Annotated in this window: 20 protein-coding genes, 2 tRNA genes and 1 pseudogene; 12 read left to right on the forward strand and 11 right to left on the reverse strand. The window is 71.0% G+C overall.

What is annotated here, in order from left to right:
- Positions 1–300: 300 nt before the first annotated feature.
- Positions 301–1,062, forward strand: coding sequence for an SdrD B-like domain-containing protein (locus ACZ7OU_RS25780; RefSeq protein WP_470257057.1), 762 nt, complete (start codon positions 301–303; stop codon positions 1,060–1,062).
- Positions 1,063–1,106: 44 nt separating this feature from the next.
- On the opposite strand, the gene ACZ7OU_RS25785 is transcribed toward ACZ7OU_RS25780, so the two are convergent.
- Positions 1,107–2,252, reverse strand: a complete 1,146-nt coding sequence (locus ACZ7OU_RS25785) for a M48 family metalloprotease (RefSeq protein WP_470257058.1) — start codon at positions 2,250–2,252, stop codon at positions 1,107–1,109.
- A 149-nt stretch (positions 2,253–2,401) separates the two neighbouring features.
- Positions 2,402–3,850, reverse strand: a complete 1,449-nt coding sequence (locus ACZ7OU_RS25790) for an amidase (RefSeq protein ID WP_470257059.1) — start codon at positions 3,848–3,850, stop codon at positions 2,402–2,404.
- Positions 3,851–3,933: 83 nt separating this feature from the next.
- On the opposite strand from ACZ7OU_RS25790, the gene ACZ7OU_RS25795 reads away from it, so the two are divergent.
- From ACZ7OU_RS25795 to ACZ7OU_RS25820, 6 genes and pseudogenes are all read left to right on the forward strand, one after another.
- On the forward strand, positions 3,934–4,722 hold the full coding sequence (locus ACZ7OU_RS25795; RefSeq protein WP_470257060.1) for a class I SAM-dependent methyltransferase: 789 nt from the start codon (positions 3,934–3,936) through the stop codon (positions 4,720–4,722).
- A gap of 32 nt (positions 4,723–4,754) precedes the next feature.
- On the forward strand, positions 4,755–5,510 hold the full coding sequence (locus ACZ7OU_RS25800; RefSeq protein ID WP_470257061.1) for a hypothetical protein: 756 nt from the start codon (positions 4,755–4,757) through the stop codon (positions 5,508–5,510).
- An 86-nt stretch (positions 5,511–5,596) separates the two neighbouring features.
- A tRNA-Arg gene (locus ACZ7OU_RS25805) sits at positions 5,597–5,674 on the forward strand.
- A 76-nt stretch (positions 5,675–5,750) separates the two neighbouring features.
- Complete coding sequence (locus ACZ7OU_RS25810) at positions 5,751–7,070, forward strand: SDR family NAD(P)-dependent oxidoreductase (RefSeq protein ID WP_470237518.1); 1,320 nt, start codon at positions 5,751–5,753, stop codon at positions 7,068–7,070.
- Positions 7,067–8,182 carry a leucine-rich repeat domain-containing protein gene (locus ACZ7OU_RS25815; protein WP_470257062.1) on the forward strand — a complete coding sequence of 372 codons (1,116 nt, stop codon included), beginning with the start codon at positions 7,067–7,069 and terminating at the stop codon, positions 8,180–8,182. The genes ACZ7OU_RS25810 and ACZ7OU_RS25815 overlap by 4 nt, the downstream gene beginning before the upstream one ends.
- A gap of 34 nt (positions 8,183–8,216) precedes the next feature.
- A pseudogene (locus ACZ7OU_RS25820) lies at positions 8,217–9,281 on the forward strand (IS630 family transposase).
- On the opposite strand, the gene ACZ7OU_RS25825 reads toward ACZ7OU_RS25820, so the two are convergent.
- A complete protein-coding gene (locus ACZ7OU_RS25825) occupies positions 9,278–11,089 on the reverse strand; it encodes an AAA family ATPase (protein WP_470257063.1) in 1,812 nt (603 codons plus the stop codon). The pseudogene ACZ7OU_RS25820 and the gene ACZ7OU_RS25825 overlap by 4 nt on opposite strands.
- Positions 11,086–12,471: a vWA domain-containing protein gene (locus ACZ7OU_RS25830; protein ID WP_470257064.1), complete on the reverse strand. Its 1,386-nt coding sequence runs from the start codon at positions 12,469–12,471 to the stop codon at positions 11,086–11,088. Before ACZ7OU_RS25830 ends, ACZ7OU_RS25825 begins: the two co-directional genes overlap by 4 nt.
- 24 nt (positions 12,472–12,495) lie before the next feature.
- Here ACZ7OU_RS25830 and ACZ7OU_RS25835 point away from each other — a divergent pair.
- Positions 12,496–12,571, forward strand: a tRNA-Ala gene (locus tag ACZ7OU_RS25835).
- Position 12,572: 1 nt separating this feature from the next.
- Here the strand turns inward: ACZ7OU_RS25835 and ACZ7OU_RS25840 are convergent.
- The 3 genes from ACZ7OU_RS25840 to ACZ7OU_RS25850 form a co-directional block, all read right to left on the reverse strand.
- On the reverse strand, positions 12,573–13,406 hold the full coding sequence (locus ACZ7OU_RS25840; protein WP_470257065.1) for a hypothetical protein: 834 nt from the start codon (positions 13,404–13,406) through the stop codon (positions 12,573–12,575).
- Positions 13,407–13,513: 107 nt separating this feature from the next.
- Positions 13,514–14,290 (reverse strand): glycoside hydrolase family 75 protein, encoded by a 777-nt coding sequence (locus ACZ7OU_RS25845; protein WP_470257066.1) that lies wholly within the window; start codon positions 14,288–14,290, stop codon positions 13,514–13,516.
- A gap of 138 nt (positions 14,291–14,428) precedes the next feature.
- Complete coding sequence (locus tag ACZ7OU_RS25850) at positions 14,429–15,853, reverse strand: FAD-dependent monooxygenase (RefSeq protein ID WP_470257067.1); 1,425 nt, start codon at positions 15,851–15,853, stop codon at positions 14,429–14,431.
- 115 nt (positions 15,854–15,968) lie between these two features.
- On the opposite strand from ACZ7OU_RS25850, the gene ACZ7OU_RS25855 reads away from it, so the two are divergent.
- On the forward strand, positions 15,969–16,934 hold the full coding sequence (locus ACZ7OU_RS25855) for an Lrp/AsnC family transcriptional regulator (RefSeq protein WP_470257068.1): 966 nt from the start codon (positions 15,969–15,971) through the stop codon (positions 16,932–16,934).
- Positions 16,935–16,949: 15 nt separating this feature from the next.
- Here the strand turns inward: ACZ7OU_RS25855 and ACZ7OU_RS25860 are convergent, their stop codons facing one another.
- Positions 16,950–17,807, reverse strand: coding sequence for an alpha/beta fold hydrolase (locus tag ACZ7OU_RS25860; protein WP_470257069.1), 858 nt, complete (start codon positions 17,805–17,807; stop codon positions 16,950–16,952).
- A 94-nt stretch (positions 17,808–17,901) separates the two neighbouring features.
- Here ACZ7OU_RS25860 and ACZ7OU_RS25865 point away from each other — a divergent pair, with 94 nt between their 5' ends.
- On the forward strand, positions 17,902–18,357 hold the full coding sequence (locus ACZ7OU_RS25865; RefSeq protein ID WP_470257070.1) for a MarR family winged helix-turn-helix transcriptional regulator: 456 nt from the start codon (positions 17,902–17,904) through the stop codon (positions 18,355–18,357).
- Positions 18,358–18,363: 6 nt separating this feature from the next.
- Here the strand turns inward: ACZ7OU_RS25865 and ACZ7OU_RS25870 are convergent, their stop codons facing one another.
- Positions 18,364–18,891 carry a MarR family winged helix-turn-helix transcriptional regulator gene (locus tag ACZ7OU_RS25870; RefSeq protein WP_470257071.1) on the reverse strand — a complete coding sequence of 176 codons (528 nt, stop codon included), beginning with the start codon at positions 18,889–18,891 and terminating at the stop codon, positions 18,364–18,366.
- Between the two features lie 164 nt (positions 18,892–19,055).
- Between ACZ7OU_RS25870 and ACZ7OU_RS25875 the strand changes: the two genes are divergently transcribed.
- Complete coding sequence (locus ACZ7OU_RS25875; RefSeq protein ID WP_470257072.1) at positions 19,056–21,068, forward strand: phosphocholine-specific phospholipase C; 2,013 nt, start codon at positions 19,056–19,058, stop codon at positions 21,066–21,068.
- Here ACZ7OU_RS25875 and ACZ7OU_RS25880 read toward each other — a convergent pair.
- A complete protein-coding gene (locus ACZ7OU_RS25880; RefSeq protein ID WP_470257073.1) occupies positions 21,058–21,990 on the reverse strand; it encodes an AraC family transcriptional regulator in 933 nt (310 codons plus the stop codon). The two genes, ACZ7OU_RS25875 and ACZ7OU_RS25880, sit on opposite strands and share 11 nt — an antisense overlap.
- A gap of 80 nt (positions 21,991–22,070) precedes the next feature.
- Here ACZ7OU_RS25880 and ACZ7OU_RS25885 point away from each other — a divergent pair, with 80 nt between their 5' ends.
- Positions 22,071–22,847: an NmrA family NAD(P)-binding protein gene (locus ACZ7OU_RS25885; protein ID WP_470257074.1), complete on the forward strand. Its 777-nt coding sequence runs from the start codon at positions 22,071–22,073 to the stop codon at positions 22,845–22,847.
- An 85-nt stretch (positions 22,848–22,932) separates the two neighbouring features.
- Here the strand turns inward: ACZ7OU_RS25885 and ACZ7OU_RS25890 are convergent, their stop codons facing one another.
- Entirely contained in the window at positions 22,933–24,450 is a 1,518-nt protein-coding gene (locus ACZ7OU_RS25890) for a DUF2235 domain-containing protein (protein WP_470257075.1), read from the reverse strand.
- Positions 24,451–24,467 lie beyond the last annotated feature (17 nt).

A 24,467-nucleotide genomic window follows, 5' to 3' on the forward strand; every position in this document is an offset into this window, starting at 1 on the left:
GGTGTGACGGCGTTTCAGGGCGTCGCGTTCGGCGGCGCGGAGCTGGTCGTCCACGAGACCGGGCCCCCAAAGCCTGCAGTTGGCGTACAGGTGGGTGTAGGTGACGAAGTCCGGGTCGGTTTCGTCCTCGTCGCTTGTCGTACTCGGCGTCGACGTCGGGATAGCGCTTGGATTCGGGCAGGCTGTGGAAACGCACCCACCGGTCGTTGCCGGCACAACTCCGGATAAACCCTTCGCGCCGCAGCGGCGTGTAACTCCGAGCGGGATCTTCCCGCCTCCGGACGAAGGGGAGTCGTGTCGATGTTCTCCAGTTTCAGACAACCCATATTCATCGCGGCGGCATGCTCGGCCGCCCTGCTCGCGGGCGCGCTGCCCGCCGTCGCCGCGACCGCGGAACCGAACGTTCACGTCGTTTCCACCCGGTTCGACAAGCTCACCTACCACGCCGGTGACACCGCCACGGTCACCTACAAGTTCGCGAACTGGGGCTCGGTCGACGCCGTCAAGGTCGTCAACGACAGTGGCGGGAACGGCGACTCGTGGGAGCTGGAGATCACCGACTGGGCCGGCGTCGGCCACGACCAGGAGGGGATCACCATCCCCGCGGGTCAGACGGTCAGCGTCGTCCTGCGCGGCATTGTGCCCGCCGGCTCCGCGAACGTCGGCCGGGTGACGATCGCCGATGGCTTCACCGCTCAGAACGGCGACACCGACCCGCAGGACAACATCGGCGTCGCCCGGGCGTCCGTGCCCGGACTGACCGGCGAGTCGGAAGGAGCCGGCTACTACGACAAGAACGGAAACCAGCGCAAGGACCCGGGTGAGGGGCTCAAGGGCATCAAGATCACCATGGTCGGGCTGTACGACATCGACCGCCGGGCCACCACCTACACCGACCGAAACGGCGATTTCCGGTTCACCGGGCTGCCGGTCGGCGAGTACGAGGTCCGCGTGACACCGCCGGCGGGCTGGTGGCTGACCTCCGGGGGCAACGTCGGGACCACCGAGGTCAGCGCCAACGGGCACCTCTACCTCGACTGCGAAGTCGAGCCCCAGCCCTGAGAAACGGGCCGTCTCCCTCGGTTCGGGGGAGACGGCCCGGGAGCCTAACCGCGAGCAGCGGCCACCGCGGCCACCGCGGACTGATCGGCCGGCGGCATCAGCTTCGGGTACTCCTTCTGGAACTTCTCGATCATCGTCGCGGTCGGGACGATCCGGTTCGGGTTGCCCTGGCTCGTCGCCTGCTTCTCGCCCCAAGCTCCGGCGGCCTTGCGCTGGTCGGGGGTGCCGTGGCTGTGGAAGCAGTCGCCGATGGACGCGTCGAGGTAGGTGACCTCCTGCTGGGTGCGGGCGTTCCACGCGAAGCCCTTGGCGTGCGCGACGAAGTAGCCGCCGTAGGCGTCGGGGCCCATCTCGGACGACTCGTTGCGCGGGTAGTTCTCGTGGGCGAAGTCGACCTGGTGGCCGTACTCGTGGCCGACCACGGATTCCACCGAGACGTCGTCGAAGCCGAGGGCGTTCACCGTGTCGAGGAGGCCGTCGCCGAGGGCCACGCGCTTGCCGCCGAGGCTGCCGGCCGGGGCGGAGAACGCGTTCAACGTCAGCAGCGGGTGCCGGCCGCCCTGCAGCGCCGGCACTTCGTAGAGCACCTTGGTCGCCAGCGCGGCGGCGGCCTTCACCTTCGCCGGCGCGAGGCCGAGGCTGAACGTCTGCGCCATCTTCGCCTGGCTGCCCAGATCGGTGCCCTTCCAGGCGACGAGCTGGATGTTCCAGCTCTCGATGTCCCAGAAGCCGCGCAGCTTGTCGATGGTCGCGGTGGCGCGCGGGGTGTACTGGCCGTCGGTGCCGAAGACCTGCGGGGTCTTGTCGGACGCGACGCCCTGGACGTACAGCTGGCTGAGCCCCGACAGCGCGTCGAACGCCTGGTTCTCGAGCGGCGTGAGCTGGGCCGCGAGCTTGTTCGCGTACGTCAGCAGCGAACCCTCGGTGCAGCCTGGGATCGGGCCCTGCGCGGCCCGGCTCCGCGGGCCGAGGTGCGGGATGGGCGACTCGATGAGCCGGTCGACGCGGCGCAGCGCGTCCGCGGGCAGGCCGTTGTAGAGATCGGTGACGTCCTGGTACAGCTGCGCGACGTCCTGCTCGACGGTGGAGGGCGCCGCCGCGGCCGCGGGAACGGCCGTGGCGAGCGCGAGTGCCGCCGCGGTGCCCGCCGCAGCGAGCGTTCTGCCGAGAAGTCTGGTCCGGTCGGGCAAGGTGGTTCCCCTCTTCGGTTCCGGTTCAAGATCACCAAGCACCGCCACATTAGGGCGGTGATCGACAGCGGAACCGGAGCCGAAGCGAGAACCCCGAAATGGCCCACGTCTTTCGGAGGGTTTTTGCGGGCCGACATCGGCCGAAAGTACTACTTCGGTGCCTGGAAGCCGCCGATTTTCTGCTCCAGCAGTTCGGCCAGACGCAGCGGAGTGCGGTCTTCGAACTGCGGACCGATCAGCTGCACCCCCACCGGAAGGCCCTCGGGGGAGCGGCCCGCCGGGATCGCGGTGGCGGGCAGGCCGGGCATGGTGGCCACACCGGCCCAGACGAGCTGGTCGAAGTACGGGTACTCGGCGCCGTCGATGTCGATGCGCCGCTCCATAGGGTTGGGGTGGTGGTCGTGCGGGAACGCGGGTGTCGGCGTGATCGGGCAGACCACCGCGTCGAACTCGGTGAACAGCTGCCGCCAGCCGTGGCGGTGGACTTCACGGCGGTTGTTCGCCGCCATCCAGTCGGCGTGGCTGAACAGCATCGCGCGCAGCCGCACGGCGTCGAGACTGTCGTCCGCGCCCATTCCGGCGACGCGGGCGCGCAATTGCTCGATCGAATCGACGGGGAAACGCGCGGTGGAGCTCGAAATCAGCAGCTGCATGTAGAGCGTCGCGGCTTCGGACAGATCGGGCATTGACGGACTGTGCCGTTCGACGCGGGCGCCGCCGTCGGCGAGCGCGCCGGCCACCCGGTTCACGCCCGCGCGCACCGCGGACGCGGTCGGAATGAGCGGGTGCTCGTCGAGGACCAGGACGCGGAAGTCGCCGAGCCGCTCGTGGCGCGCGGGCGGCAGCGTCACGTCGTATGCCTTGCCGAACGTCAGTGGGTCGGGTCCGGCCATGACGTCGAGCAGGAGCGTGAGGTCGCGGGCGCTGCGCGCCATCGGGCCGACGACGGCGAGGTCGAGGTCGACGGGCAAGGCCGGCTCGGACGGCGGCACCATGCCGCGGTTCGCCGCCAGCCCGAGCGTCGGCTTGTGCGCGTAGATGCCGCAGAAATGCGCGGGAGTGCGCAGCGAACCGGCGATGTCGGAGCCGATGGACAGCGCGCCGAACCCGGACGCCAGTGCCGCCGCCGACCCGCCGGAGGACCCACCCGGCGTGCGGCCGTGATCCCACGGGTTGTTGGTGGTGCCGTAGATCTCGTTGAAACTCTGGATGTCCTGCAGCCCCAGCGGCACGTTGGTCTTGCCGAGCACCACCGCGCCCGCGATCTTGAGCCGCGACACCTGCACCGCGTCCTCGGCCGGCCTGAAGTTCCGGTGCGGCGGCATGCCCCAGGTCGTGGGGAGCCCGGCGACGTCGTAGGACTCCTTGACCGTCACCGGAATACCGAGCAGCGGCCGGTCCTCACCGCGGGCGCGCGCCTCGTCGGCACGGCGTGCGGCGGCCCGCGCACGGTCGAAGTCCGGCACGCAGATCGCGTTGATCGCCTTGTCGTCCCGCTCGATGCGGTCGATCGCCTCGTCGGTCAGGTCCACCGAGGTCACTTCACCGGCCCGCAAGGCGGCCGCGAGTTCTTCGGCCGTCCGAAAGTTCCACTCCATGAATTCGACACTATGGGCCCCTCCGGTGAGCCACAAAATGCGATTTCACGCAATGGACTGGAGGGAAACGGTAGAATCGGCCGATGTCGAGCGAGCGCAAACCGCGCTACCGCACCTGGATCCGCAGCACCTGGCTCGCCGTGTTCGCGGCGCTGAGCGGTGTGTGCCTGGCCGGGAGCGCGGTGGCGTTCTGGTCGCCGTGGTTCCTGCTTTTCCTGGCCCCCTTCGCGCTTCTCGGCTATATCACGGCGATCCTGGCGCTGACCGTTTATCGGTTCGCGCCCCGCGGCGGTGACCTTCAGCGCCGCATCCACGACCTGATCGTCGCGAAGGCCGAGCTTGCGGGGGAGAGCCAGGCGCTGGACGTGGGGTGTGGCAGCGGAAGCCTGGTCGTCAAGCTCGCGAAAGCGTCGGCCGGTACGGTCACCGGCGTCGACTCGTGGGGGCGGGACTGGGAGTACTCGAAGGAGCTGTGCGAGGACAACGCGCGGATCGAGGGGGTCGCCGCGCGCACGACGTTCCTCAAGCGGAGCGGTGCCGCCCTCGGGTTCGCCGACGGGAGCTTCGACGTCGTGGTCAGCTGCCTGACCTTCCACGAGATCGGCGATGTGGAACGCAAGTCCGACGGGGCGGCCGAGGCACTGCGGGTCCTGCGGCCGGGCGGCCGGTACGTCTTCCTCGACCTGTTCGGCGACCCGGCTTTCTACCCTTCGCTCGACGATGTCCGGGACGCGGTCGGCGGGGCCAGAGCCGAGATCGCGGAGTTCGGCAGCCTCGCCGACGCTGTGCCCCTGCCCTTCCCGCTGCGGCATCCGAAGGTGCTCGGGCACGCGATGCTGATCACGGGCACGAAGGCCGGCGTTCCCGGGTAGGCTGCCGCCGGCAACGGTGAGGGGAAACGTCGATGTCGAGATTCGTCAGACCCGTGCTGTGGAGCTTCGGGCTGCTCGCCGCCGGCGGGCTCGTGTTCTGGCTGGTGCTGGCGATGAACATCCCGTACCGGAGCACGGCCACGCCGAAGACCACGTTCACGGAGCCGCCACCGGTGGTGGTGACTCCGCCGGTGGCGGTTCCGCGGGCGGACGAGTCCGCGTGGGTCACCGACATCCGGCCGGGCCCGGACGACCACAGTGCGGTGCTGCACGTCGACCTGCCCGGCTGTGCCGTCGGCCCGCACGCCCAGGTCACCGAGACGGCCGACAGGATCGACGCCGGCGTCGTGTTCCAGACCAAGGACGGCGCGGACTGCCGGCGGGTCCCGGCCGACTTCCCGATGAAGACGGCGGCCCCGATCGGCAAGCGGCCGGTGGTCGTCAACGCGGGCGACGCCTGGCATCCGGCCCCCGGCGGCTGGAAGCAGTGCGACAAGATGCTCGGGTGCGAACCGCCCGCCGACCACTGCGACAGGGCGTGGGTCGCGCTGGCGGAGTTCAGCGCGGAGGCGGAGTACCCGGGCACGACCCGGGCGTGCGACCAGAACTGGCTGATCCACGACCTGCAGCGGCACGCGGGTCAGCCCCCGAACCGCGTCGCCTACCGCTGGGCGGGCAACGGCTGGGCGAGCTTCGCCTCGGCCAAGGGCGGCGGCTGCGGCGAAATCCTGGCCGTGGAGCCGAAATTTCCCACCGCTCTTTGCCAGAACCTCACGCCTTCGTCGTGAGAACCCTTGTGCCGGTTGCGGTTGCCGACCGTCGTCGAGCACTCCGCGCGTGGCCCTCCCGGCCGGGAGGATACGATCTCGGCAATGCCAGGGTCGTAGCGCAGAGGCAGGCGCCCCGGACTGCGGATCCGGTGCACGCCGGTTCGAATCCGGCCGCCCTGGCAGGCCCGGTCCTGGTGCGCGGAGCAGGTGCGCCGCCCTCCCGAGGCGAATCCGGCCGGAACGCAGGAGGGAACCCGCATGGTCAGCGAAGCCGAGCTGGCGGCGTTCCACGAGACCGTCGCGCGGCTGCGGGCGTTGCCGGTGGACGATCCGGTGCGGTTGAAGGCCGAGCGGGTGGCGGAGTCGTTCGCCCGCGAGGGGCGGCAGCGCCGCAAGAAGGTGCGTACGTCGGAACGCGCCGAAGCGGACGCGGCGATCGACGCCGCCACCGCGACGGGTGCCCTGGACCGGCGGGAGGATGCGCCGCTGCGACCGGACCCGGAGGCGGTGGCACGCCCGTTGGCCGGGACGAGACGCTGTTACGTCTGCAAGGAGCCCTACCGGCTCGTGGACGCGTTCTACCACCGGCTCTGCCCGCCCTGCGCACGGGAGAACGCCGAGCGCCGCACTGCGAGCACGGACCTGACGGGACGCCGCGCGCTGCTCACCGGAGGGCGGGTGAAGATCGGTTTCCAGCTCGCGCTCATGCTGCTCCGGGACGGGGCCGAGCTGCTGGTCACGACCCGCTTCCCGGGCGACGCCCAGCGTCGCTTCGAGGCGGTGCCGGGCAGCGCGCGGTGGCTGGACCGGCTGACGCTGCTCGGCATCGACCTGCGTGATCCACGCCAGGTACTCGGCCTGGCCGAGTCACTGCGCGCGGACGGCAGGCCGCTCGACATCCTGGTCAACAACGCCGCCCAGACCGTCCGGCGGCCACCCGAGTCGTACGCGGCGCTGATCGGCGGCGAGACCGGCGCGCTGCCGTCGAACGCCCTGCTGGCCCCGGGGTTCAGCCCCATGCTCGCGTTGGGGCAGAGCACGGGCGCGCTGGCCCTCGCCGAGCTCGACGAGGCGGGGCTGCTGCCGGACACCTCGCCGGTCAACTCGTGGTCGGTCCGCGTCGGCGAGCTCGACGCGGCGGAGGTGCTGGAGACGCAGCTGGTCAACGCGCTCGCGCCGACCCTGCTGTGCGACCGGCTGCTGCCGCTGCTGCTGGCCTCGCCGCACCCGCGGCGGTACGTCGTCAACGTGACCGCCGTCGAAGGCCGGTTCGCCGTGCGGAACAAGACTGCCGGCCATCCGCACACGAACATGGCCAAGGCGGCGCTCAACATGCTGACCCGCACCAGTGGTCCCGAACTCGCGGAGCGGGGTGTCTACATGTGCTCGGTCGACACCGGCTGGATCACCGACGAGAACCCGATGCCGAAGAAGGACCGGCTGGCCGGGGACGGCTTCCGCACCCCGCTGGACGTCGTGGACGGCGCGGCGAGGGTGTACGACCCGATCGTGCGGGGCGAGCGGGGCACGCCGAGCGCGGGGGTGTTCCTGAAGGACTACCGGGAGGCGGCGTGGTGAGCAGGCTCGAACCCCTCCTGGCGTGGCTGCGCACCGGAACGGCCACCGCCGAACGGCGGGACTTCCCGACCGGCACGGCGCTTCCCGACGGCCGGCTCGACCTGTGCAAGTCCGCTCTCGGCCCGGAGGGCGCGGCCTTGGTGACGGAAGCGCTGCGTCCCGGCGTGATCAAGCATCTCCTGCTCGGCACCGACGGACTCGGCGACGGCGCGGCCGAGGTCGCCGGGCAGGCCGTCGAGCGCGAGGTGGAGACCCTCTACCTCGGCTGCAACGGCATCACCGCGGGCGCCGTGTGCCGGATCGCGGACAGCCTGCGGATGTCGCCGCAGGCCGGCACGGTGACCGGGGTCTGGCTCAAGCGCAACCCGATCGGCGACGGGGACGCGGCGGCCGCGATCGTCGAGTCCGCGCGGTCGTTGCGCACCCTCGATCTGGTCCAGACCGGCCTCGACGCCACCGGTGTGGCGACGCTGGTGGCGGCGATCCTCGCCGCGGCCGGGGCCGGCCGGCGCATCGAGCGGCTCTACGTGGGCGGCAACCCGCTCGGCCCGGCCGGCGCGACACACCTGGCGGCAGTGCTGGCCGCCGGCGCGGTGAGCGAGCTGTACGTGTCCGCGGCCCGGCTCGGCGACGAGGGCGCGCACACCATCGCCGAGGCGCTCGAGTCCGGGAACGTGCGCCGGATCTCCCTGGCCAGCAACGGAATCGGGCCGGAGGCGGCGGCCAGGCTGGTGATCGCGGCGGCCCGTGCCGGGGTAGAGGTGTGCGATCTCGGGCGCGTCAAGGCCGCGAGAGTCCTCGACGCCCCGGACAACCGGCTGGACGAGGCCGCCACCGCGGCCATCGCCGACGCGCTCGCGGAACGGCCGCATCGCCTGCGTTACCTCGTGCTGAGCAACACCGGGCTCGACAGCCGAGCCGCTCACCGGCTGCTGGACGGCACCCGGCGAGCGGTCACCCCCACCCGGTTCGTGCTGGGCAAGGGGATCGCCACCAGCATCAGGCGCGGACTGGACGCGGCGAGTGCCGGGATCCCCGAGCGGCCCCCGGTGCCGGCCGATGTGGCGGCGGTGCGCAGCGTGCACCGAAGATCTAGTGTCGCGCGTCGTTAATTAGTTTACGGCTGTGGGTTTGCGATGATGGGTCATGCCTTCGTCGGGTTTGATGGTCAGTGACGAGGACCGGGTCATCCTGGAGTCGTGGACACGGTCACGGGCGATCCGGGCCAGTCACGTCGAGCGAGCCCGGATCATCCTGGCGGTCGCGGACGGACACGGAACCTCGGGCACCGCTCGGCTGGTCGGGGTTTCGCGTCCGACGGTGATCAAGTGGCGTGACCGGTTCGCGGTGCACGGCCTGGCGGGTTTGGACGACGAACCTCGTTCCGGACGGCCGAAAACCGTGGACGACGTGGGAATCATCGCGGCCACACTCGAGCCACCGCCGGAGGCGTTGGCGGTCACGCACTGGTCGAGCCGACTTCTCGGCCGGCACCTCGGTGTCGGCGACGCGACCGTGGCCAGGGCCTGGCGCAAGTATCACGTGCAGCCATGGCGGCAGGAGACGTTCAAGTTCTCCACCGACCCGGAACTGGAGGCCAAGGTCCGCGACGTGGTCGGGCTCTACCTGAACCCGCCGGAGAAGGCGCTCGTGTTGTGCGTGGACGAGAAGTCCCAGATCTAGGCACTCAACCGCACCGCGCCGATGCTGCCACTGCGTCCCGGGTTGCCGGAGAAGGCCACCCACGACTACAAACGCAACGGAACCACGACCTTGTTCGCGGCACTGGAGATCGCAACGGGGAAGGTCACCGATCAGTGCTACGACCGGCACGGCAAAGCCGAGTTCCTCGACTTCCTGGAGAAAGTGGCCAAGGCCTATCCCCGCCGCGAACTACACGTCGTGCTGGACAACTACCACACCCATAAGCACGCCGAGGTCAACGACTGGCTGGCCAGGAACCCGAGGATCACGCTGCACTTCACACCCACCTCGGGCTCCTGGCTGAACCTGGTCGAAGTGTTCTTCGGCATCATCACCCGCCAGGCGATCCGCCGCGGATCCTTCGACAACGTCACAGAACTCGTCGCCGCGATCCGCGGCTTCATCGACGGCTGGAACACCCGCTGCCACCCGTTCGCCTGAACCAAGACCGCAGATCAGATCCTGCCCCACGCCACCCGTCAACGAACCTCAGACGCGCGACACTAGATCAGCTTCGTGAAGACGTCGATCCAGAACCGCTGCCGGTCTTCGGTCACGCCGACGAGGTAGGTCGCCCGGAGTTTGGGCGGCAGCAACGCGACCAGCCGCGCGACGACCTTGCGGTGCCGGCGCAGCTGGGACAGCTCGGCGTTGGCCAGGACCTGGTGCACGACGTCGCCGCCGTCGCCGCCCTCGGCCGACGCCGACTCGGACCGCAGCCGCTCCACCCACCGGCCGGCCTGCCTGGCCAGCTCGCCGAGACCGGTCACCGGCCGGTTGTTCAGCCGGTCGACCAGCGCGGTCAGCGGCACCGGCGCGTACTCGCCGTCGCCGAGGTAGATCGTGGCCAGTTTCAGGGGCAGGCCGCGCTCGTGCAGCTTGATGAGCCGTTCGATGGTCCGTTTGGTGATCCACTCCCGGCCCTCGTCGTCGATGTCGTGCTTCCACCACTCGAGCACGGTCTCCGCCACGCCGCCGTACTGGCGGATCAGCCACTCGTTGGCCGGGATGTCGGCCGGCTCGACCACCAGCGACGCGGTGAACCGGGTCGCCTGCGCGATGTTGTTGCGGGACACCAGGAGCTTGCGCCCCAGGTGGTAAGGCGGGTTCTGGATCGCCACCTGGGCCCGCAGGTTCTCGATCGGCCGCCCGGCCAGCGACCACTCCTGGGTGATCTCCATCAGCCGGGCGAACGCCGCCTTGTCCTTGGGGCGGTTGTACTCGTCCCACACGATCGCCTTCGGCTCCCGGCCGGTGAACGGCCGCGCGATCAGGTTCTCCAGCGTCCCGTCCGAGGTCGGGATCGGGGCGCACAGGTCTTCGACGTTGGTCACCGGCATCGAGAAGTACAGCGGATCGCGGCCGAGCCCGGCCCGGATCGTCTCGCGCACCAGCTCGGTCTTGCCGCAGCCCGGCGGCCCCTGCAGCAGGACGCTCCAGCGGTTGCGCAGCGCGGCCCGCAGCACCTGCCGGACCGGATCCGGGATGGTGGCGGGGTTGCGCACGCCCAGCGCGTCGGCGAGCCTGCCGAGGATTTCGGCGGTGCGGTCCACGCTCTTCTTGCCGAGCGTCTCCTCCAGTCGCAGCCGCTCGCCGTTGACCAGCGGAAGCGCCCAGCGCAGCGGGAACTCCTCGCGGGCAAGGGCCAGGATGTGCTCCATCGTGCGGGGGGACAGCACCTCGCGCAGCCCGGGCCCGAGGGAGCTCCACACGCCGAAGAACGCACGCAGGTCCCGGTCACGGTGGCGCGCCGCGAGCGTGCCGCGCCAGGCCGTGTCGTTGGCGGTCACCCGCACGGTGACCATGCGGTCCAGGATCGCGAGATCGCTGCGCCGCGCCGAGGTCTCGGCGAGTGATTCGTTGTCGGTCAGGAACACGCCGACGCAGCCGAGCGCGCGCAGGTCGTACTCGCCCAGCGTCCAGTTGCCCGCGATCTGCATGAGCTGCGACTGGATGGTCTCCGCCGCCTGCAGCGAGTCGTCGATCAGCAGCACGAACGGCTTCCCCGGCCGCAGCCGGCTCATCACCAGCTGCCGCAGCGCGAACTCGCCGTCCTCCCGCACCGGGGCGTTGATCAGCAGGTCGTCCGGCGTGAGGTTGGCCGCGGGCACGAACACCAGTTCGGTGCCGGGGTGCGCCTCGGCGATGTGCGAGAAGAAGGTGGCGGTCTTGCCGATGCCGTGCGTGCCGAAGATCTGCCCGGTCTGGCCGATGTCGATCATCGCGTCGATGAAGGCGGTCAGCCGGGACCCGCTCCCGGGGTCGGTCCGGTAGGTCGCGTTGGGTCGCCAGGCCGGGCGCGCGGTCTCGGTCATCGGGTTCTTCCGGTCACGGGCCGCACGCGGTGGCAGGCCATGGGTGGGGTGTGCGCGTCGGGCCAGTCGTCGCCGCCCTCGGTGATGAGCCAGATCCACTTGTCCGGCTCGGCCGGTGTCACGGGCGGGGCGTACCCGTCGGTGAGCACGACGACGGCGTCCGGGCGTTCCTCGAAGTACCTGCCCGCCACCGTGGACCGTCCCTCGACGTGGTCCACCACGGCCTGGAAGCTGGTGCCGCCACCGCCGTACACCGGCTCTCCCGGCCGGAACGGCATCACCACACCGTCGAACGACAGCCAGTGCGCCTGCACGCCCTCGATTTCGCCGACCAGCTCGATCATCCAGTCCAGCACGCTCGCCGGCATCGACCCGGACGTGTCGTACGCGATCACCAGCACCTTGTCCCGGACCGGTCCGCGTCGCGACAGCATCGGCTCATGACCGAGCACCGCCAGCACCGCGCCGCGTTTCTTCGGGTACACCAGCCGCTCGCCCTCGCGCAGCTTCGAGCCGAGCACGTCGACCAGCCACCGCTGCCACCAGTCGACCTTGCCGGTCCGTGCGGTCACGCCCCGCAGCGCGCCCGCGCCGAGGTTCCCCCAGATCCGGCTCGCCGTGTCCTCGGTGCGTCCCATCAGATCGAGCAGCTCGGACTCGGCGACCGTGTTGCCGCGGCGGGCCGCCAGCAGCGAGTTCAGCAACGCCGACGACACGGTCGCGTCGACCGTCTCCTGGTCCACCGGAAGCCGGTGGGTCACGTGGACGCACAGCGGCGCCGGCACCGGCGGATGCTTCATGCGCTTGAGTTCGGTGTAGACGGTCATGTCGGTGCCGGTGAAATCGTCGTACGCCAAGGGAAGCAGGTCCTGCGCGGTGAGGTCTTCGACGTACCGCGCGTGGATGTCCGCGGGGTCGATTCCGGTCGGTTTCCCGTCCGACCGGGGCAGCCCCCGGCCCAGCCGCACGAGGGCGACGTGGTTGATCACCACTTCGGCCGCGAGCGTGAACACCGGGTCCTCCCGCAGCTCCGGCTCGGCGAACAGGTGCCGGTGCACCAGGTGCCGGGCCTCGTGGAACAGCACGAACTTGACGCCGTCCAGCCCGATCCCGACGAAGAAGCCGGGGTTGAACAGCAGCAGGCACGTGCCGTCGCCGGACGCGACGACCGCGGCGGTGTCGATCGCCGTCGTGGCGATCTGGTACCGGCACTTGGTGAACAGCCACGAGCCGACCACGGACTCGGCGAGCCCGAAGTCGAGCAGTGCGGCTTCCTTGAGCCGCTCCGCCTCGGCGATCACCGCGGGCGGGGCCGGCTGCCAGCTCGCCAGCGCCCGCCGATCGGTCAGGTCGACGACCGGCAACCGCGTCCGGTACCCCACTTTTCCCCCTGTAGCATCCGTGACGACGGGTCGTAGCGCAGAGGCAGTCGCACCTCTTCCGCAAGGAGGGACACGCTGGTTCGAATCCAGCCGCCCGTCACTCACACCCGCGCGATGGCGCCGCTGGTGGCCACCAGTTCGGGCACCGTCCCGGCGAACGTCGGCAGCAGCTGCGCCAGCACCGCCCACGCGTCCGGGTTCGCTCCGAGCTCGGCGCGCACCATCGGCGCCAGCAGGACAGCGGCCTCCTCCGCGCGCTGAGGGAACAGCCGGGTGCCCAGCCGCAGTACGGCCAGCACGTCCCCGGGCGGCCGGCCGAGCAGGACGAAGTCGCGCAGTTCGACGATGCCCGCCCGGCGGAGCCGGTTCGTGAACTTGGGGTGCGAGCCGAACTGCGCGCGCACCTCCGGCGGGCAGTCGATCCGCACCCCCAGTGCCCAGCGCGTGAAGCCGGGCAACGGCTCTTCCCGATCCGCCTCGGCGACGGCGGCCCAGTCGGGTTTGCCGACGGCGCGCACCGCCGTCCGGGCCGACCCCATCGTCCGTGCCTCGCGCAGCCCGCCGATCAGTCCCCGCCGGCTGACCGGGATGTCCGGTTCCCGGTGCGGGCAGTACGACCGCCCGCAGTCGATCCGCACCGGCAGTGGCCCGGCGGCGGTGCCGAACGGCAGGCCGCGCAGGATGTCACGTTTGTGCGCCGCGTCGACGTCGGCTTGGTGGAACACCAGCCGGTTCGTGACGGGATCGTCTCGCTCGAGCATCCACAGCTGGACCGACCTGGGTGCGTCGAGCCGAGCGAGCTCCCACGCGGCGTTCCCGTCGGTGAGCGGCTGCGGCTCGCCGATCCCCAGCCGCTGCCGCGCCGCGGCCGCGTCGCCCCGGTCGGCCATCGAGAGCAGGAAATGCACTCCCGGCATGGTGTTGCCACTGTTCACAGTGGCGATTATCGCAGAACGCCCGCCGTGGCCGCGCCGGGTTTTCGCCCCGGCTCGAAGCACCCGGTGACGTCCTGGCGCGGCCACCTCCCGGTGATCGCGGGGACTCAGACGCCCATGCTGCTCCCGAGGGTGTCCAGTGCCTTCTGGACCAGAGCCTGGGCGTTGGCGTTCAGGTTGGCGTTCGCGCCGTTCACGACCCAGGACGAGCCCGAGAAGATCACCACCGTCACGCCGTTGTCGACGCCGCCGGTGGTGCCGCTGCTGGGGATGCCGAGGGACGACGCCGCCTTCACCGATGCCTCGCCCAGTTCGCGGGAGTCGTTGTCCGATGTGGTCTGGTTGTTCCCCGTCTGGGTGTCGCCGAAGATCGCGCCGATCACCTTGCTCTTGTAGAACATCAGCGCGAACTGGCGGCCCTTGATGCCGTGCTCCTTGTAGAAGAAGTGCGGGCACGGGCTCTTGCGGTCGTAGCAGTCGTCGCCCAGTACGTAGAACGGGACGTGGTGCGCGGCCAGCTGCTTGCCGTTGCTGTCCTGGAACGTCGTCTCGCCCTGGTGGTCCGGATCGGGGTCGGGGTCGCTGCCGTCGTCGTCGACGGCCAGGGACGAGCTGTAGGCGTAGACACCCGACGACACCTGGAACACGTTCACGTTCTGGGATCGCGTCATGGTGTTGATGTGGGGCTTGGAGTTGACCTTGTTCGCGGTCGTGCTGTTCTTCTTGACGCCGGCCAGCACCTCGGCGGCCGTGTACGTTTTGTCCGCCGAGGCCGGGGAAGCGGTGGTCGTGCCGGCCGCGTCGGCGGCCTTGACGCCGAGCGGCGGCGCGATGAGCGTCAGAGCCGCGGCGGCCACTACAGCGAAGCGCTTGCGGGATGACATGGGCGGGGACCCTCCGTCGTTAGTTAGGAAAGTTACCTAACAGAGGGAACCACCCGGTGACCCCGATCACGCGGAATTTTACCAACATTTTTGAGAAATGTTCCGGTGTCCGGGGCATTCCCGGGCGAGAAACCGCAATCAGTGTGGCTCGCCGAACCAGTGAGCGAGCGTGGGTTCGAGGTCGTCCGGTTTCCCTGCCCAGCACACGTAACCGTCCGGCCGGACGAGCATCGGTTCGGTGTCCGCACCCAGGCCCGCGCGATCCACGCGGTCATGCCAAGGCTTGGCGACCTCGGCGAACCTGCCGTCCGGATCGATCAGGACTCCGCGCCCACTCCGCAGCAGCTCGTGCGAGCGGATCGGGCCGAGATCCTCGTCCGGTGCGGGAAGGCCGACGAGCGGCTGGTTCTCGGCGCCCGGCATGGGGTAGCGGATGCCCATCCCCGACAGCATGTCGTCGAGGTGGTACTGGACCGCCGGCAGCTCCGTCAGAGCCGCGAACAATTCCTTGGCAGCCACCAGATCCGGGTCGCCGGTGCCCTGCTGGTCCATCAGCAGGCTCTGCGCCTGGACGTTGCGCAGGACGGCGGCCGCCACCGGGTGGCGTTCCGCGTGGTACGTGTCGAGCAGGTGCGGCGGCGCCCAGCCGTGCACCGCGGCGCCGAGTTTCCAGCCGAGGTTCAGCGCGTCCTGGATTCCGGTGTTCATGCCCTGCGCGCCGATCGGGAGGTGGACGTGGGCGGCGTCGCCCGCCAGGAACACCCGCCCGTGCCGGTACTGCGCGGCTTGCCTTGCCGCGTTGGTGATGCGGCGCGCGTAACGCAGTTCCAGCAGCCGCACCCGGGAGCCGAAGACGGCACGCAGCCCCTCGCGGATCTCGTCCTCGGTGACCGGGGCCTCGCGGGGGAGTGACCGGTCCGGTCCGCCCAGTGCCAGCCGGCGCAGCGGCCTGCCCTGGGGATCGGTGCCGAGCGGGAACACCGACACCCAGTGCCCGTCCTCGCTCCGGCCGTGCGTCATCGCCAGGTCGACGCCGCCCAGCCGGACGTCGGCGGCGACGGTCGTCATCGTGCCCCGCCGGCCGGGGAACTCCGCTCCCAGCAGTGACCGCACCGTGCTGCGACCGCCGTCGGCGGCGACCAGGTAACGGGCGCGGACGACAGCGCCGCTCGCGAAGGTCGCGGTGACCCCGTCGCCGTCCTGGGCGATGGCGGTCAGCTCGTGGTCGCGCCGCACCGGGATGTCCCGTTCGAGGAATCCCTCGATCACCACCTGCGGGATGGACCGCCACGGATGACGGTGCCGGCCACGGGTGAGCGGGAGCGTGATGCCCGCGAAGTGGGCGGTGCCGGCCGGGAAGTTTCCCGTCGCCAGCAACGGTTCCAACAAGCCACGCTGGTCGAACGCCTCCTGCGTGCGCGACTGCACGCCGCCCGCTTTCGACAACGTGCTGCGCTGCGCCAGCTTGTCGGCCAGCACGGCCGACACCCCCGCGAGCCGCAGTTCGTGGGCCAGCGTCAGGCCGGTCGGGCCCGCGCCGACGACGAGCACGTCGGTGTCCATGAGTTCTCCCCTGGTTGTGCCGATCAGGACGAGAGCAACTCTCCGGCCGCCGCGGCGACCAAGCCAGAAACAGACGCGAGTTCGCCGATATCCGGCGCGGACTACGCTCGGCGCGGTGGAATCCGACTACGACGAGCTGGATCGCCGGCTCGTGCACGCCTTGCAGGTCAACGGCCGCGCCCCGTTCAGCACGATCGCCGAGGTGCTCGGCGTGTCGGATCGCACCATCGCCCGCCGGTACGCCCGGCTGCGGTCGGCGGGGGCGGTGCGGGTGCTCGGCGGGGTCGACCCGGTCGCGCTGGGCGCGGTGCTGTGGTTCCTGCGGGTGCGCTGCGCGCCCGCCGCGTCGGTCCCGGTCGCCGAGGCGCTGGCCCGCCGCCCCGACACGTCCTGGGTGAGCATCACCTCCGGCGGCACGGAGATCACCTGCACGGTCCAGACCGAGAGCGAAGCCGACAGCGAAGCGTTGCTGCTGACCAAGCTTCCGCGCACCCCACGCGTGGAGGGGGTGACCGCGCACTCCGTCCTGCACGCGTACTACGGCGGCCCGGACAGCCTGGTCGCGAAGCTCGGTTCGCTGGACGACGAGGCGGTCGAGCGGCTGCGCCCGCCGCCGGTGCCGCACCGGCCGGGGCCGGTGCGGCTCGACGACGGGGACCGCAGGCTCCTCGCCGCGCTCGCCACCGACGGCCGGGCCGAGTTCGAGCACCTGGCCGCCGTGACCGGCTGGTCGTCGACCACGGTCCGGCGCCGGATGACCGAGCTTCGCGAACGCGGCGTGCTGTACCTGGACATCGACGTCGACAGCCGCCTGTTCGGGGCCGGCCCCCGGACCCTGCTGTGGCTCTCGGTCCCGCCCGCGTACCTGGAGGAGGCCGGCACGGCCCTGGCGGAACACCCGGAGATCGCCTTCGCCGCCGCCACGACCGGGCCGACGAACCTGTACGCGAGCGTCGTCTGCGCGGACCAGCAGCACCTGTACCGCTACCTGACCACGCGGGTGGCCGCACTGCCCGCCATCACGCACGTCGAGACCGCGCCGGTGATCAAGACCGTCAAACGGGCCGTCACCAGGACCTGACGACCGAGCAGCGGACTACTCGCGATCGCGGTCGACGTCCGCGTAGAACGAGCGCAGGGCGGCCGCGAGCCGGTCGGGGGCTTCCATCGCCACGTAATGGCCGATCCGGTCGATGTGGACCGCCGTCACGTTCGCGGCGACCTGCCGCAACGTCGCCGGCGTGCGGTCCGAGAAACCCGCCACCGCCAGCACCGGCAGGTCCAGCTTCCGGGCCGCGAGCCGGCGGAGCTCATCCCCTTCCGAGAGCAGGGACCGGTACAGACCGGCGGCGCCGGCGAACGCGCCGGGACGCGCGTACGAGCGGACCAGCTCGTCGATGTCGGCGTCGGTGAACGCGTCGGGGCTGGCGACCAGCGACGGGATCGCGTAGCCGGCGAGGAACGCGCGCTCGCGTCCGGCGAGGAGCATCTCCGGGATGCCGGGCGCGGCCAGGACGCCGATGTGCCAGGCGCCGCCGTGGGTGACGTCGGCGAGTGACTCGGCGCCGAATCCCGGGAGTGCCGTCTCGATTCCCGTGTAGCTGCGGACGAGTTCGGGGTGGGTCGCGGCGACGCGGAACGTCGTCGGCCCGCTGATGTCCTGGCCGGTGAGGTGGACCGGTCCGACGTCCAGGGACGCGATCAACTCGCCGAGGTCCTTCGCCGCCGTCGCGCTGTCGTGGTCCGGGGTGGCGGTGGCCGAGTCGCCGAAGCCGCGCAGGTCGGCCGCGAACACCCGGTGGTGCTCGCTCAGCAGGGGGATCAGCTTGTGGAAGACCCACCAGGTCTCCGGGAAGCCGTGCACCAGCAGGACGGGGGACCCGGTGGTGCCGGCGGCAACGTAGTGCAGTTCGGTTCCGTTGACGCGGACGCGGTGGTGATCGACACCGGGCATGGGGTTCCTCCGAGGCAATAGACAAGTGACTTGTCCAACCTTAGGCGATAGACAAGTCACTTGTCCATCTCGGCTGCCTCGTATGATCGGCCCCATGGCGCAGTCCAGCGGTGCCGAGCTCGCGCTTCTGCTGCTCGGCGGCTTCCACTCCATGGTCGACGAAGTGAACGTGGAGCTCGCGAAGCGCGGCCACGAGGGTGTCCGCCCGGTGCACGAGTTCGCCCTGCGTGCCGTCGACGCGGGCGCGGACACGGCCTCCGAGCTCGGGCGCCGGCTGTCGGTCACCAAGCAGGCGGCCGCGCAGACCATCGCCGTGCTGGAGGGGTTCGGCTACGTCGACCGCGAGCCCGACCCCGCCGACGCGCGCCGCAAGCGCCTGCGGGTCACGCCCCGGGGCCACGAGCTGATGACCGTCGGCGGCGCGCTGTTCGACGACGTGCGCAGCCGCTGGGCCGACCGGATCGGGCTCGGGCAGCTCGAAACCCTGGAGACGCACCTGGCCCGGCTCACCGAGCGCCGCTCGTTCACCGCCGACGACCTGCGAGACTGACCCCGCTCAGCGGTCCTCCAGGTGGCGGGCGAGACGCTGCTGGTTCTCGGCGAGACGCAGGCAGAGGTGCCGCAGCTGGGTCGTTTCGGCGGCGGTGAAGCCGCGGAAGAGCGCGGCCATCGCCAGCTGCGACGGACGGCGGAACTCCTCGAGCCACGTCCGGCCGTCGTCGGTGATCCGGACCAGCACCGACCGGCGGTCGCGCGGGTCGGGGACCCGTTCCGCGTGCCCGGCGCGCTCCAGGGTGTCGACCAGGCCGGTGACATTGCGTGAGCTGACCCCGGCGGACGCGGCGAGGTCCTTGACGTTGGCTTCGGCCGTGCTCAGCCGGATGAGGATGTCGAGGGCGCCGGGGCTGAGGCCGCGGCTGTCGGTGCCGCGGGCCCGCAGCTGGTCGAGGCTGCGCGCGGCCACGCGCACCGCCGCCGCGGCTTCGAGGATGCCGGTGTCCTCACCGAGGGTGAACTCGGCCAGCGCACCGCGGACGTCGGGGGAGTAGAGGTGGTCGTCGGGGTCCTTCGCGAAGTCATTCATAGTGAAGCACTACATTAGTACGTACTTCCCTAATCGTGTCAAGATCATGTCCGTCCGCAGTCGTTTACCAGGGTTTCGCCCGGCGTTAGCCTCGAGCCCGGCACAGGTTCTCGAAGTCCCGCACATACTGACCCGGCTCTCCACCACGACACCCCGGAGTCCCCATGACGGACGTCAACCGACGGCGTTTCCTGCAGCTGGCCGGCGGCACCGCCGCCCTTTCCGCGCTCTCCACCAGCATCGCCCGCGCCGCCGAAATCCCCGCAGACCGGCGCACCGGGTCCTTGCGGGACATCGAGCACATCGTGGTCCTCATGCAGGAGAACCGGTCGTTCGACCACTACTTCGGCACACTGCGCGGCGTCCGCGGCTTCGGCGACCCGCGGCCGGCGACGCTGGCGTCGGGCAAGTCCGTCTGGGCGCAGTCCGACGGCAAGCGCGACATCCTGCCCTTCCGTCCCGAAGCGGACAACCTGGGCCTGCAGTTCATCCAGGACCTCCCGCACGGCTGGAACGACACGCACGCGGCGTGGAACGGCGGCAGGTACGACAAGTGGGTGCCCGCGAAGGGCTCGACCACCATGGCGTACCTGACGCGCGAGGACATCCCGTTCCACTACGCGCTGGCCGACACGTTCACGATCTGCGACGCCTACCATTGCTCGTTCATGGGCTCGACCGACCCGAACCGCTACTACATGTGGACGGGCTACACGGGCAACGACGGCCAGGGCGGCGGCCCGGTCCTCGGCAACGACGAGAAGGGCTACTCCTGGACCACCTACCCCGAGCGCCTCGAAAAGGCCGGCGTCTCGTGGAAGATCTACCAGGACGTCGGCGACGGCCTCGACGCCGCCGGCGGCTGGGGCTGGATCGACGACGCCTACCGCGGCAACTACGGCGACAACTCGTTGCTGTACTTCAACTCCTACCGCAACGCGAAGCCGGGTGACGCGCTGTACGAGAAGGCGCGCACCGGCACGGACGCGAAGGCCGGCGACGGCTACTTCGACCAGCTGCGCTCCGACGTCAAAGCCGGGAAGCTGCCGAAGGTCTCGTGGATCACCGCGCCGGAAGCCTTCTGCGAGCACCCGAACTGGCCGGTGAACTACGGCGCCTGGTACATCGCGCAGGTGCTCGACGCGCTGACGGCGAACCCGGAGGTGTGGAGCAAGACCGCGCTGTTCATCACCTACGACGAGAACGACGGCTTCTTCGACCACGTGGTCCCGCCGTACGCTTCGGCCGGGAAGTCCACTGTGGACACGACCGGGGAGATCTTCGCGGGCTCGGCGGCGAACCCGGCCGGCCCGTACGGGCTCGGCCAGCGCGTCCCGATGCTCGTCGTGTCGCCGTGGAGCAAGGGCGGTTACGTCTGCTCGGAGACGTTCGACCACACGTCGATCATCCGGTTCATCGAACGGCGCTTCGGGGTGCAGGAGCCGAACATCACGCCGTGGCGGCGGTCGGTGTGCGGCGACCTGACCTCGGCGTTCGACTTCGCACGCACCGATGTGCGCGTGCCTGCGCTGCCGGACACGGCGGGCTACGAGCCGCCGGACCGCGTGCGGCACCCGGACTACGTGCCGGTGGTCCCGGCGCACAACGTGCTGCCGAAGCAGGAACGCGGGCTGCGGCCGGCGCGGGCGCTGCCGTACGACCTGTCGGCCGACGCCCGGCTGGCCGACGGCACCCTCACGGTCACGTTCGCCAACCACGGCCGCGCGGGCGCGACGTTCTCCGTCGTGACGCCCGGCGGTGAGCCGCGCACGTACACCGCCGGCGCCGGCAAGTCGCTGCCGGCGGCCTTGCCCGCGTCCGGGGCCTACGACTACACCGCCTACGGGCCCAACGGGTTCGTGCGCCAGTTCCGCGGCGGCGCCGCGGGGCCCGAGGTGAGCGTGCGCCAGGAAGGCGGGGAACTCGCGCTGGTGCTGACGAACAGCGGCACCACGACGGTGCAGCTGACGGTGGCGGACGCGTACGGCCGCTGCTCGTCGACGCACCGGCTGCGCCCGGGCGCGCGGGTCGTCGAGCACGTCGACACCCGGCGCAGCAACAACTGGTACGACGTCTCGGTGTCTTCGGACCGCGACCCGAAGTTCCTGCGCCGCCTCGCGGGGCACGTCGAGACCGGCCGCCCGAGCACGAGCGACCCGGCGACGCTCACGAAGTGACGTTCTCCCGGCCGCGGCGCCAGTCCGACGGGCTGGCGCCGCGGTTGCGTTTGAAGGCCACGCTGAAGGCGAACGGGTCTTCGTAGCCGACCGCCTTCGCCACCGCGGCGACGGTGTCTTCGGTGTCGCGCAACAGGTCCGCGGCCAGCGTCATCCGCCAGCCGGTGAGGTACGTCAGCGGCGGCTCGCCGACCAGGTGCGCGAACCGCGCGGCGAACGCGGCCCGGGACAGCCCCACCCGGGCGGCGAGCGCCGCGACCGTCCACCGGTGGGCGGGCTCGGCGTGCAGCAGGCGCAGGGCTTCCCCGACGCCGCCGTCGCCCAGCGCGCGGTACCAAGCCGGCGGGGCGTCGGTCGCGGCGCACCACGCCCGCAGTGCCAGGACGAGCACGAGGTCCAGCAGGCGGCGCAGCACGGCGTCCTGGCCCGGTTCGTCGCGGGCGACCTCGGCGGCGAGCAGGTCGAGGGCCGCGCGGGTCCGTGCCCCGGCGGGGATGACGGCCAGTGGCGGGAGCATGTCCAGGAACCGCTCGGCGACGACGCCGTGGAGCTCGTACGCGCCCCGCAACATCGTCGTGGCGCCGGGCGCGCCGTCGCCGTAGGTGCGCGGAGCGCGGGGGCTCAGGTCTCCGGTGCCGGTGATCGGGTACTTCCGCCCGCCCCGGATCACCACCTGGGGTGCGGTGGCCGGGTCGTCGGCGATCGTGTAGCCGGGCACCTTGACCAGCGCGATGTCCCCGGCGGCCAAGCGAACCGGCGGCCCGGCGCCGAGGTCGAGGAACGCGTGCCCGCCGAGCGTGGCGACCAGCGTGAGCGGCGGGGCATCGGCGAAGGTCAGCGACCACGGCGGCCGCTGGATCAGCTGCCGGACCAGCGCGTCCGCGGCGTGGGCCCGGTGCAGCAGGTCGCTCAGCACGTCCATGAGCCGACCCTAGACGATCACAAAGGAATCATCGACTTTCTCCCATGGATCGTCTTGCCGGACCGCGGTTGGCTGAGGGCATGACCACCTTGATCCTCGGCGGCACCGGCAAGACCGGCCGCCGCGTCGCGCAGCGTCTCGACCATGCCCGGATCGCTTCGCGCGCCCACGGTTTCGACCTCGGTGAACCGTCCACCTGGGCCCTGGACGGCGTCACGGCCGCCTACCTCGTCGAGCCCGACCTGCGGGCGGAACCACGCCTGCCGCGGTTCGTGGCCGAGGCCGTCGAGGCGGGCGCGCGACGGCTGGTGCTGCTGTCCGCGCCGCGCGCCGGCGAGGAGGGCCATCCGCTGCACACCGCCGAGCGGGCCGTCCGCGAGTCCGGCGTCGGCTGGACCATCCTGCACCCGAACTGGTTCGCGCAGAACTTCAGCGAAGGCCCGTGGGTGCAAGGGATCCGCGACGGCGTCCTGAGCCTGCCGGCCGGGGACGGAGGCGCGCCGTTCGTCGACGCCGAGGACATCGCGGAGGTCGCCGCGGCGGCGTTGACGGACGACCGGCACCACGGCGAGGTCTACGAGCTGACCGGCCCGCGGACGGTGGCTTTCTGGGAGGCGGTGAGCCTGATCGCCCGGGCCGCCGGACGGAAGATCGGCTACGAAGCCGTCGCCCCCGAGGCGTTCGTCGAGCGGCAAACCGCTTACGGCGTACCGGAAAACGTGGCGCGCCTGCTCACGGGCCTGCTGGCGGACCTGCGCGACGGCCGGGGCGCCGACCTCGGGGACGGCGTCGAGCGCGCGCTCGGCCGGCGGGCCCGGTCGTTCGAGGACTTCGCCGCTGCGACCGCGTGGGCCTGACGGGGTTGAGGAAGGACGCGCTGATCCTGTCGTTCGCGACTGTCGGCATCAGCTTCTTCTTCCGGCCGATCGGCGTGCGTGACGGTCAGCTGAGCCGCGTGATCGTCAACCGCAGGGAGCCGCGGTTGCTCGAATACCCGAGCCAGCTGTCGTTGGCGTACGCGTAGAAGTAGCCGGGCTTCTCGACGACCCACTTCTCCAGCCGGCTGCCGATCGGGAAGGCCTCGTACGGCTGCTGCACGTCGTGGACGTCGAGGTCCCGGGCCGCCACCGTGCCGATCAGTGCCATCCACTTCGCGTCTTCGCAGCGGCGGCCGCCGAACGAGCGGGCGTCGGCGTCGTTGAGCCGGGCGAGCTGGGTCTGGAGCCAGGCCGACGTCGTCGCGAGCGCGTGCAGCACGTCCTGGAAGTCCAGCCGGGCGTCCGCCTCGGTGCCGTCCGGGTGGTGGGCGATCTTCCCGTTGAGCCAGGTGCCCTCGGTGCTGAACTCGTACTCGCCGGGCTCGAGGTGGATACCCGTCCAGTTCCACGGCTTCCCGGCGTAGACGTCGACCGTCGCCGACTCGCCGGCGGCCAGGCGGCGCCCGTCGCGGTAGGGGCCGGTGGTGATCGGCGGCGTCGCCTGCCGGTCGACCGCGGACGGCGAGACGTCGGCGGAACCGGGGGTGATGAACGGGAAGGCGCGCGGCGCCGGGCACAGGACCGTGTACACGCTGTGGAGCGAGTTGTGCAGCACGTCCCGGGCGTCCGGCGCGATCTGCTTGTACATCGCGTCGTCGAAGACCAGGTCCGGGACGACCGCGCGGCATTCGTCGATCATCCACTGCAGTGCCGCGTCGGACAGGCCGGTGCGGTCGTGGCCGCCGCCGACGTCGCAGTGGTCGCCGGGGAACCAGACCTGCTTGGCTGTGCGTCCGTCGCGCACCTCGTGCAGGTTCGACCACAGGGTCGGCATGAACGGGCCGCGCATCTCGTCGATGGCCAGGGCTTGGCGGGCGTGCTTGACGTGCTCGCCGAGCTTCGTGTCGTGGAACCGGGGGAGGTGCCCGACGTGGTCCTCGACGAGCTTCAGCGGGCCGAGCCAGTCCGGGATGCCGAGCGAGCCGACGGTGTCCCAGACGCCGAGGAACTCGATCGGGACCGGGACGGCCGCCTCGCCGGCGCCGGACCGGTAGACGGTGGCGAAGAGCCGGTCGACCTCGGCCCAGAACTCCGTGGACCCGGCGGTCTTGAGGTCCGCGGGCAGGCCGCACCGGCTGATCATGCCGCCGAGGCTGCGGACGGTGAACGCCCCGCGGCTGAACCCGAAGAGGTGGATCGCGTCGCCGGGGGAGTAGGTGCGCGCGAGCCAGCCGTAGGCGCTCTTGATGTTCTCCGAGAGGCCTTTGCCGACGAGCCCGCCTTCGAGGTGGTCGAGCAGCCCGGGCCCGGTGCCGACGCCGGGGTGGTAGTACCGCGGCTGGGTGCCGAGGTCGGCGACGGTGTGGTGGAGCCGCGCGACGTTCGTCGGCGACGGCCGGCCCAGCTGCTCCTGGTCCGGGGTGTTCCACGTGCCGTCGCAGCAGACGACCAGGTGCCGCCTGGTCGGTTCCGGCTCGCTCATCCGTCCACCTTCGCTCC

This window comes from Amycolatopsis sp. NPDC114505, assembly GCF_055633615.1.

What these genes read in the sequence shown, in the direction of transcription:
- ACZ7OU_RS25780 (WP_470257057.1), top strand. Translation starts at nt 301, where the DNA reads ATGTTCTCCAGTTTCAGACAACCCATATTCATCGCGGCGGCATGCTCG.
- ACZ7OU_RS25790 (WP_470257059.1), bottom strand. Translation starts at nt 3,850, where the DNA reads ATGGAGTGGAACTTTCGGACGGCCGAAGAACTCGCGGCCGCCTTGCGG.
- ACZ7OU_RS25795 (WP_470257060.1), top strand. Translation starts at nt 3,934, where the DNA reads ATGTCGAGCGAGCGCAAACCGCGCTACCGCACCTGGATCCGCAGCACC.
- ACZ7OU_RS25800 (WP_470257061.1), top strand. Translation starts at nt 4,755, where the DNA reads ATGTCGAGATTCGTCAGACCCGTGCTGTGGAGCTTCGGGCTGCTCGCC.
- ACZ7OU_RS25810 (WP_470237518.1), top strand. Translation starts at nt 5,751, where the DNA reads ATGGTCAGCGAAGCCGAGCTGGCGGCGTTCCACGAGACCGTCGCGCGG.
- ACZ7OU_RS25825 (WP_470257063.1), bottom strand. Translation starts at nt 11,089, where the DNA reads ATGACCGAGACCGCGCGCCCGGCCTGGCGACCCAACGCGACCTACCGG.
- ACZ7OU_RS25845 (WP_470257066.1), bottom strand. Translation starts at nt 14,290, where the DNA reads ATGTCATCCCGCAAGCGCTTCGCTGTAGTGGCCGCCGCGGCTCTGACG.
- ACZ7OU_RS25850 (WP_470257067.1), bottom strand. Translation starts at nt 15,853, where the DNA reads ATGGACACCGACGTGCTCGTCGTCGGCGCGGGCCCGACCGGCCTGACG.
- ACZ7OU_RS25860 (WP_470257069.1), bottom strand. Translation starts at nt 17,807, where the DNA reads ATGCCCGGTGTCGATCACCACCGCGTCCGCGTCAACGGAACCGAACTG.
- ACZ7OU_RS25865 (WP_470257070.1), top strand. Translation starts at nt 17,902, where the DNA reads ATGGCGCAGTCCAGCGGTGCCGAGCTCGCGCTTCTGCTGCTCGGCGGC.
- ACZ7OU_RS25870 (WP_470257071.1), bottom strand. Translation starts at nt 18,891, where the DNA reads ATGAATGACTTCGCGAAGGACCCCGACGACCACCTCTACTCCCCCGAC.
- ACZ7OU_RS25875 (WP_470257072.1), top strand. Translation starts at nt 19,056, where the DNA reads ATGACGGACGTCAACCGACGGCGTTTCCTGCAGCTGGCCGGCGGCACC.
- ACZ7OU_RS25880 (WP_470257073.1), bottom strand. Translation starts at nt 21,990, where the DNA reads ATGGACGTGCTGAGCGACCTGCTGCACCGGGCCCACGCCGCGGACGCG.
- ACZ7OU_RS25885 (WP_470257074.1), top strand. Translation starts at nt 22,071, where the DNA reads ATGACCACCTTGATCCTCGGCGGCACCGGCAAGACCGGCCGCCGCGTC.
- ACZ7OU_RS25890 (WP_470257075.1), bottom strand. Translation starts at nt 24,450, where the DNA reads ATGAGCGAGCCGGAACCGACCAGGCGGCACCTGGTCGTCTGCTGCGAC.